The 14,280-nt window shown below is 70.4% G+C and carries 14 protein-coding genes; 6 read left to right on the top strand and 8 right to left on the bottom strand.

Going from position 1 to position 14,280, the window contains the following annotated elements; genetic code table 11:
* Window positions 1-4: 4 nt before the first annotated feature.
* From ybeY to AB4112_RS25950, 6 genes are all read right to left on the bottom strand, one after another.
* Window positions 5-553, bottom strand: coding sequence for an rRNA maturation RNase YbeY (gene ybeY, locus AB4112_RS25975; protein WP_441723866.1), 549 nt, complete (start codon window positions 551-553; stop codon window positions 5-7).
* Entirely contained in the window at window positions 550-1,578 is a 1,029-nt protein-coding gene (locus tag AB4112_RS25970; RefSeq protein ID WP_309800941.1) for a PhoH family protein, read from the bottom strand. Before AB4112_RS25970 ends, ybeY begins: the two co-directional genes overlap by 4 nt.
* Window positions 1,575-2,933 carry a tRNA (N6-isopentenyl adenosine(37)-C2)-methylthiotransferase MiaB gene (miaB, locus tag AB4112_RS25965; RefSeq protein ID WP_441723919.1) on the bottom strand — a complete coding sequence of 453 codons (1,359 nt, stop codon included), beginning with the start codon at window positions 2,931-2,933 and terminating at the stop codon, window positions 1,575-1,577. The genes AB4112_RS25970 and miaB overlap by 4 nt, the downstream gene beginning before the upstream one ends.
* 181 nt (window positions 2,934-3,114) lie before the next feature.
* On the bottom strand, window positions 3,115-3,957 hold the full coding sequence (locus AB4112_RS25960) for a lysophospholipid acyltransferase family protein (protein WP_441723864.1): 843 nt from the start codon (window positions 3,955-3,957) through the stop codon (window positions 3,115-3,117).
* Between the two features lie 8 nt (window positions 3,958-3,965).
* Window positions 3,966-4,802: a GNAT family N-acetyltransferase gene (locus AB4112_RS25955; RefSeq protein ID WP_309800944.1), complete on the bottom strand. Its 837-nt coding sequence runs from the start codon at window positions 4,800-4,802 to the stop codon at window positions 3,966-3,968.
* Window positions 4,803-4,995: 193 nt separating this feature from the next.
* A complete protein-coding gene (locus AB4112_RS25950; protein ID WP_309800945.1) occupies window positions 4,996-5,406 on the bottom strand; it encodes a MucR family transcriptional regulator in 411 nt (136 codons plus the stop codon).
* 89 nt (window positions 5,407-5,495) lie between these two features.
* On the opposite strand from AB4112_RS25950, the gene AB4112_RS25945 reads away from it, so the two are divergent.
* The 6 genes from AB4112_RS25945 to AB4112_RS25920 all read left to right on the top strand — a co-directional run bounded on the left by AB4112_RS25945 (window position 5,496) and on the right by AB4112_RS25920 (window position 11,615).
* The gene (locus AB4112_RS25945) at window positions 5,496-5,750 is read left to right on the top strand and encodes a sulfurtransferase TusA family protein (RefSeq protein WP_309800947.1); all 255 of its coding nucleotides are present in this window, start codon (window positions 5,496-5,498) and stop codon (window positions 5,748-5,750) included.
* A gap of 99 nt (window positions 5,751-5,849) precedes the next feature.
* Window positions 5,850-7,565, top strand: coding sequence for an ABC transporter substrate-binding protein (locus AB4112_RS25940; RefSeq protein WP_441723861.1), 1,716 nt, complete (start codon window positions 5,850-5,852; stop codon window positions 7,563-7,565).
* A 174-nt stretch (window positions 7,566-7,739) separates the two neighbouring features.
* A complete protein-coding gene (locus tag AB4112_RS25935; protein ID WP_309800951.1) occupies window positions 7,740-8,702 on the top strand; it encodes an ABC transporter permease in 963 nt (320 codons plus the stop codon).
* 4 nt (window positions 8,703-8,706) lie between these two features.
* Window positions 8,707-9,660: an ABC transporter permease gene (locus AB4112_RS25930; RefSeq protein WP_441723858.1), complete on the top strand. Its 954-nt coding sequence runs from the start codon at window positions 8,707-8,709 to the stop codon at window positions 9,658-9,660.
* A 6-nt stretch (window positions 9,661-9,666) separates the two neighbouring features.
* Window positions 9,667-10,644, top strand: coding sequence for an ABC transporter ATP-binding protein (locus tag AB4112_RS25925; RefSeq protein ID WP_309800954.1), 978 nt, complete (start codon window positions 9,667-9,669; stop codon window positions 10,642-10,644).
* On the top strand, window positions 10,644-11,615 hold the full coding sequence (locus AB4112_RS25920; RefSeq protein ID WP_441723856.1) for an ABC transporter ATP-binding protein: 972 nt from the start codon (window positions 10,644-10,646) through the stop codon (window positions 11,613-11,615). Before AB4112_RS25925 ends, AB4112_RS25920 begins: the two co-directional genes overlap by 1 nt.
* Here the strand turns inward: AB4112_RS25920 and AB4112_RS25915 are convergent.
* Together AB4112_RS25915 and AB4112_RS25910 are read right to left on the bottom strand one after the other, a co-directional pair.
* Window positions 11,612-12,664, bottom strand: coding sequence for an ABC transporter ATP-binding protein (locus AB4112_RS25915; protein ID WP_441723854.1), 1,053 nt, complete (start codon window positions 12,662-12,664; stop codon window positions 11,612-11,614). The two genes, AB4112_RS25920 and AB4112_RS25915, sit on opposite strands and share 4 nt — an antisense overlap.
* The gene (locus AB4112_RS25910; protein WP_441723852.1) at window positions 12,661-14,235 is read right to left on the bottom strand and encodes an ABC transporter permease; all 1,575 of its coding nucleotides are present in this window, start codon (window positions 14,233-14,235) and stop codon (window positions 12,661-12,663) included. The genes AB4112_RS25915 and AB4112_RS25910 overlap by 4 nt, the downstream gene beginning before the upstream one ends.
* Between the last annotated feature and the right edge of the window lie 45 nt (window positions 14,236-14,280).

The raw sequence follows: 14,280 nt of genomic DNA, 5'->3' as shown, positions 1-14,280 counted from the left end.
GGCCTCAGATGGGGTCGGGCAAGTGGGGGACGGAGGGGGGATCGGAATAGGGGTCGGCGATGCCGAAGCGGGCGAGCAGCGCGGTCTCGATCCGCTCCATCGCCTCGGCCTCGGCATCGGTCAGGTGGTCATGGCCCAGCAGGTGCAGGATGCCGTGCACCACCAGGTGCCTGGTGTGGTCGACAGCAGCTTTGCCATCCCGCACGGCCTCGGCCAGCACCGTCTCATAGGCCAGGATGACGTCGCCCAGCATCAGCGGCGCGCCCGGAAAATCAGGCTCGTCGGCCTCGGTCAGGGCGAAGGACAGCACGTTGGTCGGCGCGTCCTTGCCGCGATACTCGCGGTTCAGCCGCTGCACCGTCGCGTCGTCGGCGAACACGATCGACAGCTCGGCCGGCCGGCCGGACTCTATCGGCCCGTCCGGCAGGGCGCCGGCCGCGATCGCCGCTTCGACCAGCGGCTCGAGCGCTTCCGCGAGGGCGTCCTCGTCGGCGAAATCGGGGCCGAGCGTCGCCCAGCCCGGCGCGTCGATGCTGACGGCGATGTCGATCACGGCTGCGGCTTCCGGGCGCGGTCCGCCGCCTCATAGGCGCGCACGATGCGGGCCACCAGCGGATGGCGCACCACGTCGCGGTCGGTGAAGCGGACCACGCGGATGCCCTCGGTCCCGTCCAGGATCTCCAGCGCGTCGACCAGGCCGGACTTGTCGCCGGGCTTGAGGTCGATCTGGCTGGTGTCGCCGGTGATCACCATGCGGCTGGCCTCGCCCATGCGGGTCAGGGCCATGCGCATCTGCATCACCGTGGTGTTCTGCGCCTCGTCCAGGATGACGAAGGAATGGGCCAGGGTGCGGCCGCGCATGAAGGCCAGCGGCGCGATCTCGATCGTCCCGGTCTCGATGTGCTTGGCCACCTGCTCAGCCGGCAGCAGGTCGTACAGGGCGTCGTAGAGCGGGCGGAGATACGGGTCGACCTTCTCCTTCAGGTCGCCGGGCAGGAAGCCCAGCCGCTCGCCGGCCTCGACCGCGGGCCGCGACAGCACGATGCGGTCGACCCGGCCGGCGATCAGCAGCGACACCGCCTGGGCCACGGCGAGATAGGTTTTGCCGGTGCCGGCCGGGCCGACGCCGAACACCATCTCGCTCTCGCCCAGCGCGGCGATATACTCCGCCTGGGTCGGCGAGCGCGGGCCGATCCGCTTACGCCGGGTGACGATGGCGCCGTCGGCCTGCGGCAGCCCGCGCGGCGCGCCGTCGGGCAAGGGCGGCGCGTCGCGCACCATCCGGATCACGCCGTCGATGTCGGCGCCGCTGGCGCCCTGGCCCTGGGCCAGGCGCTGCCACAGCGTCTCCAGCACCAGCCGGGCCTGCTCGACCGGCTCGGTCGCGCCCTTGATGGTGACGGTGTTGCCGCGCGAGGCCAGCGAGACGCCGAGCTGGTGCTCGATGCGCAGCAGATGGGTGTCGTGCTCGCCATACAGCAGCGGCAGCAGCCGGTTGTCGTCGAAGCTGACATCGACGCGGTGGGGCGCGGGCTTGGACTTGGGTGAGACCATCGTGCCGGACTCGCGCGCGGTCATGCCGCTTCCTCCGACACGAGATGGGGCGCCACCAGATCGGGCGCGACCAGATCGGCGGTGCCGGTCAGGCTCAATTGCTTGGCGTCGATGATGCGGACCGGCTGGATCGTGCCCAGCAGATGTGCCGGCACCTGGAGATGGACCGACTGCATCCACGGGCTGCGGCCCTGCAGCTGGCCGGGCCGGCGGCCGGGGCGGTCCAGCAGCACCGGGATGACCCGGCCGACCATGCCCTGGTTGAACGCGCCCTGCTGCGCCCACAGCAGCTGCTGCAGCGCCTGCAGCCGGTCGTCCTTCGCCGCCTCGGGCAGCTGGTCGTCCAGCGCCGCCGCCGGGGTGCCGGGCCGGGCGCTGTACTTGAAGCTGTAGGCCTGGGCGAAGCCGATCTCGGTGACCAGCTTCAGCGTGTCGGCGAAGTCGCGGTCGGTCTCGCCGGGGAAGCCGACGATGAAGTCCGACGACAGCGCCAGGTCCGGCCGCGCCGCGCGCAGCCGGTCGATGACGCGGCGGTAGGTGTCGCCGTCATGCTTGCGGTTCATCGCCGCCAGGATGCGGTCCGACCCGCTCTGCACCGGCAGGTGCAGGAACGGCATCAGCTGCGGCACGTCGCGATGGGCGGCGATCAGGTCGTCATCCATGTCGCGCGGGTGGCTGGTGGTGTAGCGGATGCGCTCCAGCCCATCGATCTCGGCCAGGGCGCGGATCAGCCGGGCCAGGCCCCAGACCGACCCGTCCGGCCCCTCGCCGTGGAAGGCGTTGACGTTCTGGCCCAAGAGCGTGATCTCGCGGGCGCCGGTGGCGGTCAGCCGCCGCGCCTCGGCCAGGATGCCGGCGGCGTCGCGCGAATACTCGGCGCCGCGGGTGTAGGGCACGACGCAGAAGGTGCAGAACTTGTCGCAGCCCTCCTGCACCGACAGGAAGGCCGACGCGCCCTGGGTTCCGGCCTCGCCGGGCAGGTGGTCGAACTTGCTCTCGACCGGGAAGTCGGTGTTGACCAGCGGCCGGCCGGCCTGGCGGTGGGCGCGGGCCACCATCTCCGGCAGCTGGTGGTAGGTCTGCGGCCCGAACACCAGGTCGACCCAGGGGGCGCGGCGCGCGATCTCCTCGCCCTCGGCCTGGGCGACGCAGCCGGCCACGGCGACGATCATCGGCTCATCCTCAGCCTTCGCCGCCCCAGCCTTCGCCTCCTTAAGCGGGCGCAGCCGGCCGAGGTCGGAGAACACCTTCTCCGTCGCCTTTTCCCTGATGTGGCAGGTGTTGAGGATGACCATGTCGGCCCCCTCGGCACTGTCCGTGAGGGCATAGCCGAGCGGCGCCAGGATGTCCGCCATACGACCGCTGTCGTAGACGTTCATCTGGCAGCCCCAGGTCTTGATGAAAAGCTTCTTGCTGGCCGCAGTGCTCACGCGCGCTTGTCCAATCTCTCCATGGATCGGGCCGGGTCCCTGCCGCACAGGCGGCCGGGCGATGCGATCCACATCTCCATCGGGTTGCGATGATAGATCACGGCGACCTGTTCGGAAATCAAGCGCTTGCTCACGCGGCGTGGCGCTGGTCGGGCAGGTTCGCGGCCGCCGGCTCCGGCAGCCGGCCGGCATTGGCGGCGGACACGCCGACCGCGATGGTGCGCCAGCAATGGTCCGCCAGCGATTTGCGCGAGCGGAAATCCTCCAGCGTCACCGGCGGGTGGAAGATCACGGTGATGGTCAAATGGCCCTGCTTCACCACGTTCCACAGATGCGGCAGCAGGTCCATGTCGCCGTACCAGGCGTAGATCGGCCGCAGCCGCCGGCCCAGCGGGATGCCGTCCAGCGCGGTGCAGGCGATCGACACCGGCTGGACCGTCAGCGGCCGGTCGTCGATGCGCATGCCGGCGGCGGCGAACAGCGCGCTTTTGAACGGCAGGGTGCGGTTGCCGTCGCTCGAGGTGCCCTCGGGGAACAGCACCAGGTTGTCCCCGGCCTCAAGCCGCGACTGCAGGCTGTCGCGCTGGGCGTCGGCGGTGCCGCGCTTGCTGCGGTCGACGAAGACGGTGCGCTGCAGCCGCGCCAGGGCGCCGAAGAACGGCCAGGTGTTGACCTCGGTCTTGGCCACGAAGCTGCCGGCGATCACCGACCCCAGCACCTCGATGTCGAGATAGGACAGGTGGTTGGACACGAACAGGGTCGGCGCCGCGGCCGAGGGGGTGCCGCGGATCTCGACGCCCAGGCCCAGGATGCGGCAGCAGATTCGGTGGTAGAAGGCGGGCAGGCTGGTCTGCAGCCGCCAGCCGAAGCGCACGGCCAGGGCCTGCACCGGCATCAGCGCCACGGTCCAGGGCAGATAGAGGCCGAGGCGGAAGACCGCCCGGAGCTTCGACCCGAGACGCGATCCCGCCATCGCGCCGGTCAGTCCTTCCGGAAGGCCAGGATCGGCCGCTGCTCGCGCTTCAGCTCGTAGTGCTTGAAGTACTTCTCGGTCACCAGGTCGGTCTTGACGATGATGGCCACGTCGGTGGTGCCGAACTGCTGGTCGATCACCGCGCCGTCGCCGACATGGCCGCCGAGGCGGAGATAGCCCTTGATCAGCGGCGGCAGGGCGGCGATCGCCTCGCGCTGGTCGATCTGCTCCAGCGGCAGCAGCCGCATGTCGGTGTAGCGCTCGGGCAGGGCCTTGGGCCGCAGCGCCGGCGGGGCCAGATGATAGTGGTAGAGGTAGGACAGCGGCAGCTTCAGCGCGTCGGCGTCGATCCCGGGCAGGCTGGCGCAGCCGAACATGATCTCGATGTCGTGGTGGAACAGGTAGGCGGCGATGCCGCGCCACAGCAGCTGCATGGTGCCGCCGGAGCGGTAGGGGCCGGCGACGCAGGACCGCCCCAGCTCCAGGATCGCGCCGGGATGGGCCTCGACCTTGGCGATGTCGTATTCGCTGGCGGAATAGAAGGCGCCGATCCTGGCTGCGCCGTCGCGCTGGATCAGCCGGTAGGTGCCGACCACGGCCTGCGGGCCCTTGCCGCGGGCATGGTCGATGACGAGAAGGTGATGGGCGACGTCGTCATAGGCGTCGAAGTCGCGCCGGTCGGCGGCCATGGCGGGCGAAGGCTGGGCGGCCATCTCCTCATAGAAGACGGCGTAGCGCAGCGCCTGGGCCGCTCGAATCTCCTCCTCCGTCTCGGCAAGCCTGACCTCGAGGTTGCCTGCGCGCAGACTGAACCCGTGGTCGTCGACGAAGGTTGTTACTGCCATGCTGCCGTCCGTCCGCTCTTATTCCCCTCGGGCCGCCATGGCGCTTCTGGTGTCACCACATGGGCCACTGACCCGATTATAAAGCAGAACGGTTACAAATGTGCGCTGATTTCGCGGCCGGACGGTGATGCGTGCGGCGCCCCGGCAGAAACCGGGACGATCCCGGGAAGGGGAGTCGTCCCGGCGAACCGGATCAATCCTTGCGGGCGCGGGTGCCCAGGCCGATCTGCTTGGCCAGCCGGCTGCGCTGCTTGGCGTAGTTCGGCGCGACCATCGGATAATCGGACGGCAGGCCCCAGCGGTCGCGGTACTCGTCCGGGGTCATGTTGTAGGCGGTCTTCAGATGCCGCTTGAGCATCTTCAGCTGCTTGCCGTCCTCGAGACAGATGATGTAGTCGGGCGTGACCGACTTCTTGATCGGAACCGCCGGCTGCGGCTTCTCCGCGACCGGGACGGGCTCAGTGCCGAGGCCGTTCAGCGCGCGATAGACTTGCTCGATGACGCTCGGCAGGTCCGAGATCGCAACGGTATTGTTTCCTACGTGTGCCGCGACGATTTGAGTCGTGAGGTTCATCAAATCGTTAGTCGGCGTTTCATTGCTCATGTTCATACTCCCGCGGCACGATTCTTGGGTATATAAGTCGTCCACTATTGGACTGCAATACGAATCGCCCCGAAATCCGAGAAAGCGTCATGAGCAATGATCTCCGCATCCGGGTTCTTGATGTAACCGCGGAAGTCTGCCCGTTCACTTTCGTCAAGACCAAGCTGTTGCTGGAAGATATGAAGCCCGGTGAAGTGGCGGAAATACGGCTGAACGCTGGCGAACCACTGGTCAATGTTCCACGGTCGGCGGCCGAAGCCGGGCATCGCGTGCTGTCGGTGGAGCCCGAGGATGCCGGCCGCGCGCGTTGGCTGGTGCGGATCGAGCGGGGCCCGGGGGCCTGATCCGACGCCTTTGCGGCGTCTTTTATCTGATTCATCCTGTAGTTGACTTTTATTTCACAGGCTGTCACGTCGGAGTCCCTTGCCATGAAGGATCCCGCGATGCGACTCCACGACCCGATCCCGGCCGGCCCGGTTCTGCGCCGGCCCCGCCCTCTGGCGCTGCCCACCCTGGCACTGGTCCTCGGCGCCCTCGCCTGCGGCCCGGCCGCCCGGGCGCAGGACGCGCTGCCGGACGGCACCACCCCGGCCACCGACCTGTCGCAGATCCCGGCCACCGCCAAGGCGCGCAAGGACACCGTGGTCGGCGCGATCAGCGCGCCGCAGGGCGTGTTCAACCCCTACTTCTTCACCAATGGCTGGGACGAGAACGTCACCGAGGTGATCTTCGGCCGGCTGGTCAACTACGACAGCCAGGGCAAGCTGATCCCGGAGCAGGCGGAATCCTGGACCGTCAGCCCGGACAACCTGGTCTACACCATCAAGCTGCGCCCCGGCCTGACCTACAGCGACGGGTCGCCGGTGACCGCCGAGGACGTCGCCTTCACCCTGACCGTGGCCTATGACCCGACGCTGGAGAGCGAGTTCGACATCACCCCGGCGGCCATCGCCGGCGGGCCCGAATACAAGGCGGGCAAAGCCGACAGCATCTCCGGCCTCAAGGTGATCGACGCCCAGACCATCCAGGTTACCACCACCAGCCCCGGCGCCAAGACGCTGTACCTGATCGGTGGGCCGGTGCTGTCCAAGGCGCATTACGGCAAGGGCTTCGCCCGCGGCCAGCTGGACGGCATCCGCGCCCTGGGCGGCGACCCGCTGGGCGCCGGTTCCTATGTCTTCGACAAGTACATCCCGGGCCAGGAGGTGCGGTTCCACGCCAACCCGAACTACTTCCGCGGCAAGCCGGAGGTGGAGCACTTCATCTACCGGATCACCCAGGACACCACCAAGCTGCAGCTGTTCCAGACCGGCGAGACCGACTATGACGGCTTCTCGGTCAGCCAGGACAACATCGACACGCTGCAGAGCCTGGGCTTCGCCGACATCAACCTGTACGGCTCCAGCGACTACAGCATGATCGAGTTCAACCCGAAGGATCCCCTGCTGCGGGACCCCCGGGTGCGGCACGCGCTGACCTACGGGCTGGACCGCCAGACGCTGGTGACGGTGGTCTACCAGGGCTACGGCCAGGTCGCGACCCAGCCGATCGCGCCGATCTCCTGGGCCTACGACGCGGACGGCATCGAACCCTTCGCCTTCGACCCGGCCAAGGCCGCGGCGCTGCTCGACGAGGCCGGCTGGAAGCCCGGGCCGGACGGCATCCGGGCCAAGGACGGCCAGCGCCTGTCGCTGACCCTGCTGGCGACCAAGTCGCTGATCAACGACGCGCTGATCCCGATCGCCAAGGAGAACTACAAGGCGATCGGCGTCGACCTGGTGCCCGAGGTGTCGGACTTCAGCGCGCTGCTGGCCAAGCGCAAGGCCGGCAACTACAACCTCGCCACCTTCCGCACCTCGGGCCTCAGCGACCCGCATGACGGGGTGGAGGACTTCCTCCCGACCGGTGAGGTCGGCCGGCTCGGCTACCACAATGACGAGGTCGAGCGGCTGATCCTGGAGGGCAACGCCACGCTGGACCCGGAGAAGCGCAAGCCGATCTACCACAAGCTGTACCAGGCGCTGGCCGAGGACCCGCCGGTGATCTACCTGGCCTACCGCAAGATCCTGTCCGCCGCGGACGGCCGGGTCAGCGGCTTCAAGCCCGACATCTACAACGGCATCATCGCCAGCCTGCCGAACCTGAAGATCGTGCATTAGGGCGCGGGGGATGGCTGGGCTTTCCCAACCTCGTCATTGCGACCCCGGCCTTGAGCCGGGGGAAGCAATCCATCGGGCAGCTCAAGCGGCGCCATGGATTGCTTCGTCGGCTTCGCCTCCTCGCAACGGTTGGGGGGCGGTGGGCAGGCGACACGCGCACCGGGCCGCCGCGCGATGAGGAACTTCGTCATCCGCCGCGTGCTGCTGATGGTGCCGATGCTGCTGGGGGCGTCGGCGCTGATCTTCTTCGTCTTCGCCCTGACCCCCGGCGACTTCATCGACGGCAACATCACCCTGACGCCGGAGCGGGCGGCGGAGCTGAAGGCGCTGTACGGGCTCGACCGGCCGGTGTTCGACCGCTACCTCGACTGGCTCGGCCACCTGCTGACCGGCGACCTCGGCTATTCCATGCAGTACCGGATCCCGGTGGCGACGCTGCTGAACCAGTATGTCTGGAATTCCTTCCTACTGGCCGGGACGGCGCTGCTGCTGTACTGGGCGTTGTCGCTGCTGGCCGGCATCACCGCCGCGGTCAGGCCCTATTCCTGGTACGACCGGCTGGTGACCCTGGCGATCTTCGGCGCCATGTCCTTCCCGGTGTTCTTCCTGTGCCTGCTGCTGATCAAATGGTTCGCGGTCGACCTGCGCTGGCTGCCGGTCGGCGGCATGACCAGCACCGGCAGCGAGACCACCGGCTGGGCCTGGGTGGCGGAGGTCGCGGCGCATATGGTGCTGCCGGTGCTGGTGCTGACCGCGCTGCAGGCCGGCAGCCTGACCCGCTACATCCGCGCCAGCATGCTGGAGGCGCTGTCGATGGACTTCGTCCGCACCGCCCGGGCCAAGGGGCTGAAGGAGCGGACGGTGATCTTCAAGCACGCGCTGCGCAATGCGCTGCTGCCGGTGATCACGCTGCTGGGCTTCGAGCTGCCGGGCCTGTTCTCCGGCGCCATCGTCACCGAGAAGATCTTCAACTGGCCCGGCGCCGGGCACATCCAGATCGACACGCTGGCGGCGCGCGACTACCCCGTGCTGATGGGCTTCACCATGGCGCTGGCGGCGCTGACCATCCTGGGCAACCTCTTGGCCGACATCGCCTATGCCGCGGCCGACCCGCGCATCCGGCTGCGGCGGGGCTAGGGCCGTGGGTGTTGCCTCGCTGAACCCCTTCCGCCGCCGCCGGGCGCAGCAGGCCGACCTGCTGGCCCTGGCCGGCCGGCTCTCCACCGCCCGCTCGCCGCTGGGCGACGCGCTGTGGCGGCTGCGCCGCAACCCGGTCGCCATGGCGGCGCTGGCGGTGCTTGCGCTGATCGTCCTGGTCTGCGTCGCCGGCCCCTGGGTCAGCCGCTGGGACCTCAACACCACCGACGCGCTCAGCCCCAACCGGGCGCCCAGCCTGCGGCACTGGCTGGGCACCGACTTCCTGGGCCGCGACATCCTGGCCCGGCTGATGTCGGCCGGACGCATCTCGCTCAGCGTGGGCCTGGCCTCGGTGCTGCTGTCGGTGGTGATCGGCTACCTCGCCGGCGCCGTGGCCGGCTATCTCGGCGGGCTGGCCGACGCCGTGATCATGCGCGCCGCCGACCTAGTGATGACGATCCCAACCCTGCCGCTGCTGATCATCCTCGGCGCCGTGCTGTCCGAGCTGAAGGTGCCGCCAGACCAGCGCATCTACCTGGTCATCGTCATGCTCAGCCTGCCGAACTGGGTCACCGTCGCCCGGCTGGTGCGGTCGCAGATCCTGTCGCTGCGCGAGCGCGACTTCATGGTGGCGACCGAGGTGCTGGGCCTGTCGCTGTACCGCCGGCTGTTCCACCACCTGCTGCCGAACACGGTGCCGATCCTGATCGTGGTCGCCACCGTCGGCGTCGCCAGCGCCATCCTGAACGAGGCCTATCTCAGCTATCTCGGCCTCGGCGTGGTGCCGCCGACCCCGTCCTGGGGCAACATGATGGACACCGCCAACAGCTTCGTCGACTTCCAGCGCCGGCCCTGGCTGTGGGTGCCGCCGGGGGTCGCGATCTTCCTGACCGTGGTCGCCATCAACATGCTGGGCGACGGGCTGCGCGACGCGCTCGACCCGAAGATGAAGCGGTAGTTTCACGTGAAACATCTTGTCGAGTTCCAGGACCTGTCCGTCCAGTTCCGCACCGAGGAGGGCGTGGCCCGGGCGGTCAGCCATGTCAGCTTCGGCATCGCCGAGGGCGAGACCGTCGGCGTGGTCGGCGAATCCGGCTGCGGCAAGAGCGTGACCGCGCTGTCGCTGATGGGGCTGCTGGCCCGCCCGGCCGGGCGCGTCGCCGGCGGCCGCATCCTGTATCGCGGCCAGGACCTGCTGACCCTGAAGCCGGAGGTGCTGCGGGCCCTGCGCGGCAACGAGATCGCGATGATCTTCCAGGAGCCGATGAGCTCGCTGAACCCGGTGCTGACCATCGGTGAGCAGATCGTCGAGCCGCTGATCGAGCACCGCAAGCTGAGCCCGAAGGCGGCCTGGGCCGAGGCGATCGCACTCCTGGACCGGGTCGGCATCGCCCGGCCGGACAGGATCGTCGAGGGCTATCCGCACCAGCTGTCGGGCGGCATGCTGCAGCGGGCGATGATCGCCATCGCGCTCAGCTGCGGCCCGCGCCTGCTGATCGCCGACGAGCCGACCACCGCGCTCGACGTCACCATCCAGGCCCAGATCCTCGACCTGCTCGGCCGGCTGAAGCGCGACCAGGGCACGGCGCTGATGCTGATCACCCACGACCTCGGCATGGTGGCCGAACTGGCCGACCGGGTGGTGGTGATGTATGCCGGGCGGGTGGTCGAGACCGGGCCGGTGCGCGACATCCTGCGCCAGCCCAAGCATCCCTACACCCGCGGCCTGCTGGCCTCGCGCCCGGTGCCGGGCCGGCGGCTGAAGCGGCTGGTGTCGATCCCCGGCCAGGTCCCCAGCCCGGCGCGGCTGCCCGACCATTGCGCCTTCGCCGAGCGCTGCTTCGCCGCCGCCGAGGTGTGCCGCACCGGCATCCCGGCGCTGGAGCCGGCCGCGGCCCCGCACCGCGCCGCCTGCTTCCTCGCGCAGTCGGGGGCGATCTGATGGACACCGCCGCCCCTCTGCTCGAGGTCGAGGGCCTCAAGACCCATTTCCCGATCCGCGACGGGCTGTTCGGCCAGATCTCGGGCCAGGTCCGCGCGGTCGACGGGGTCAGCTTCCGCATCCGCCGCGGCACCAGCTTCGGCCTGGTCGGCGAATCCGGCAGCGGCAAGTCCACGCTCGGCCGCACCGTACTGGGGCTGTACGAGCCGACCGCCGGCACCGTCCGCTTCAACGGCCGCGACATCCGGGCCGGCGGCCGCAAGGGGCTGGCGGCGCTGCGGCCGAAGATGCAGCTGGTGTTCCAGGACCCCTACGGCTCGCTCAACCCCCGGGTACGGGTCGGCGACGCGATCGGCGAGGCGCTGCTGGCCCATGGCCTGGTCCGCAAGGCCGAGCTGCGCGACGCGGTGCTGGAGGTGATGCGGATCTGCGGCCTGGCGCCCTACCAGTTCGCCCGCTACCCCCATGAATTCTCCGGCGGCCAGCGCCAGCGCATCGGCATCGCCCGGGCCCTGGCGCTGAAGCCGGAGCTGATCGTGGCCGACGAGCCGGTCTCGGCCCTCGACGTCTCGATCCAGGCGCAGATCATCAACCTGTTCTCCGACCTCAAGGAACAGCAGGGCGTCACCTTCCTGTTCATCTCGCACGACCTCGCGGTGGTCGAGCATCTCTGCGACGAGATCGCGGTGATGTATCTCGGCCTGATCGTCGAGACGGCGGGCCGCGACGCGCTGTTCGACCGGCCGCGCCACCCCTACACCCAGGCGCTGCTGTCGGCGATCCCGGTGGCCGACCCGGATGCGCGGCGCGACCGCATCGTGCTGCAGGGCGAACTGCCCAGCCCGGCCGCGCCGCCGGCCGGCTGCCGCTTCCACACCCGCTGCCCGCTGGCGATCGACCGCTGCCGGGCTGAGGTGCCGGTGCTGCGCACCCTGGCCGACGGCCGCCAGGCCGCGTGTCACCTCGCCTAGGGATCGCCGGCGAAGACATGGGCCTCGCCCTGCACCGTGATCCGCACCCGGGCGCCGACCACGGGCAGGCCGAGGCCGGGCCGGCGCAGCAGCAGCCGCTGCGCGCCTGCGGGGCCGTCCGGCAGCCGCACGGTGACGGTGCAGACCGACCCGGCGAAATCGATCTCGGCGACCTCGCCCAGCGTGCCGGGGGCGCTGTCACGCGCATCCGCCAGCGCCAGCTGTTCGGGCCGCAGCATGATCTGCGCCGGGCCGCGGCGGCGGTCGTCGACCGCGATGCGGCCGAGGGCGCAGTCGGCCCAGCCCTCCGCCAGCTGCGCCGGCAGGATGATGGCGTCGCCCAGGAACTCGGCGATCATCGAATCCTGCGGCCGCAGGTACAGCTCGCGCGGCGTGCCGGCCTGCAGCAGCCGCCCGCTGCGCATCACCGCCACCTGGTCGGCGAAGGACAGCGCCTCGGCCTGGTCGTGGGTGACCAGGATGGTGGTGATGCCGGCCGCCTCCAGCAGCGCGGTCACCGCCTTGCGGGTGCTGGCGCGCAGCCCGGTGTCCAGCGCCGAGAACGGCTCGTCCAGCAGCATCAGCCGCGGGCTGCGGGCCAGGGCCCGGGCCAGCGCCACGCGCTGCTGCTGCCCGCCCGACAGCTGGTCCGGCCGGCGCCGCAGCATCGCCGGGTCCAGCTCCACCATCGCCATCAGCTCGGCGATGCGGTCGTCCCGGTGCGGCGCTCGGCGGGGCAGGCCGAAGCCGATGTTGTCGGCGATGCTGAGATGCGGGAACAGCGCGCCGTCCTGCGCCACCAGCCCGATGCCGCGGAGATGGGCGGGCGTCGCCGCCGGGCCGTCGGCCACCACCGCGCCGTCGAGGGTGACGCGGCCGGCATCGGGCGCCTCGAAGCCGGCGATGATGCGCAGCAGCGTCGACTTGCCGGAGCCGGAGGGGCCGAGGATGGCGGTGCGGCTGCCGACGGGCACGGCGAGGTCGACGCCGTCCAGCGCCGCCACCGCGCCGTAGCGCCGGGTGATGCCGCGCAGGTCCAGGAAGGTCATCGTCCCGCGGTCCGTTTGGATTGGGCGTGCAGCAGCCAGGTCAGGGGCAGGGAGATCAGGATCATGATCAAGGCATAGGGCGCCGCGGCGGCATAGTCGATCTCGCCGCTGTAGGACCAGAAGGCGGTGGCCAGGGTGCGGGTGCCGTTCGGGGCCAGCATCTGGGTCGCGGTCAGCTCGTTGGTGATGCCCAGCGCCACCAGCGCCATGCCGGCGGCGGCGCCGGGTGCTGCCAGCCGGATGGTGACCGACCACAGCGCCCGGGCGGGCGACCGGCCCAGGCTGGCGGCGGCGTGCTCCAGCTCGACCGGCGCCTGGGCGATGCTGGCGCGCAGGCCGATCAGCGCCCGCGGCAGGAACAACAGGACATAGGCCAGCAGCACGGTCGCCACCGTCTGGTACAGCGGCAGCGCCACCCGCACGGTGATGGTGACCAGGGCCAGCGCCACCACCACGCCGGGCAGCGACCCGACGGTGTAGTTGCAGGCCTCCAGCACCCGCTGCAGCCGCCCGGGGGCGCGGATCGACAGCCAGGCCATCGGGATGGCGGCGACGGTGGTGATGACGCCGCCGGCCACGGCGAAGACCAGGGTCTGGCCCAGCGCCGGGCCGATCTCGTCCAGCTTCCAGATCGCGGCGCCGCCGGCCGCCAGCCACTGCCCCAGGGTGACGAAGGGCACGCCCAGCGCCAGCAGCGTCGTCGCCAGCGGCAGCAGCAGGCAGGGCAGGGTGGCGCGGCCCAGCCGGGTGCGCCGCGGCAGGCGGGCGGCGCCGGACCCGATGCGGGCATAGCGGGCCCGGCCGCGCAGCACGGCGTCCAGCCACAAGAGGCCGAGGCAGCTGAGCACCAGCACCCCGGCCAGCATGTTGGCGGCGGGGCCGTTGAAGGTCGACTGGAACTGGTCGACGATCGCGGTGGTGAAGGTGTCGAAGCGGATCATCACGAACAGGCCGTATTCGGCCAGCAGGTGCAGCCCGACCAGCAGCGCCCCGCCGCACAGCGCCAGCCGCAGCTGCGGCAGCACCACCCGCAGGAACACCCGGGGCGGCGCATCGCCGAGGGATGCGGCCGCATCCTCCAGCCCGGGATCGAGCCGTCGCAGCGTCGCCGCGATCGGCAGGTACATCAGCGGGAAATAGGCGATCACCGAGACCAGCACCCCGCCGGACAGGCCGTGCAGGCCGGGCACCAGGCTGATCCAGGCATAGCTGTGTACGAAGGCGGGCACCGCCAGCGGCGCCACCGCCAGCCCGGCCCAGATCCGGGCGCCGGGCAGGTCGCTGCGCTCGGTCAGCCAGGCCAGGGCCAGGGCCAGCAGGGCACAGACCGGCACGGTCACGCCCACCAGCAGTACGGTGTTGACCAGCAGCTCGCCGACCCGCGGGCGGAACACCAGGGCGGAGGCCGTCGCCCATCCGGTCTGGAGGGTGACCCAGACGACGAAGCCCAGCGGCAGCAGGGCGGCGAGCGAAACCACCAGGGCCGCGCCCGCCATTCCCGGGACGAAGGGCCGGCGGCCCGCCGCGAAAGCGGGCCCGCCGGGCCGCAGCCCGACCGACGCCTGGGTCATGCCCGCCCCACGGGGCTCATGCCCGCCCCGCAGGCCGGCCGGACC

Source organism: Inquilinus sp. 2KB_23 (assembly GCF_052115705.1).
Taxonomy (GTDB): Bacteria; Pseudomonadota; Alphaproteobacteria; order DSM-16000; family Inquilinaceae; genus Inquilinus; species Inquilinus ginsengisoli_A.
This window is presented reverse-complemented; position numbering and strand designations above follow the sequence as displayed.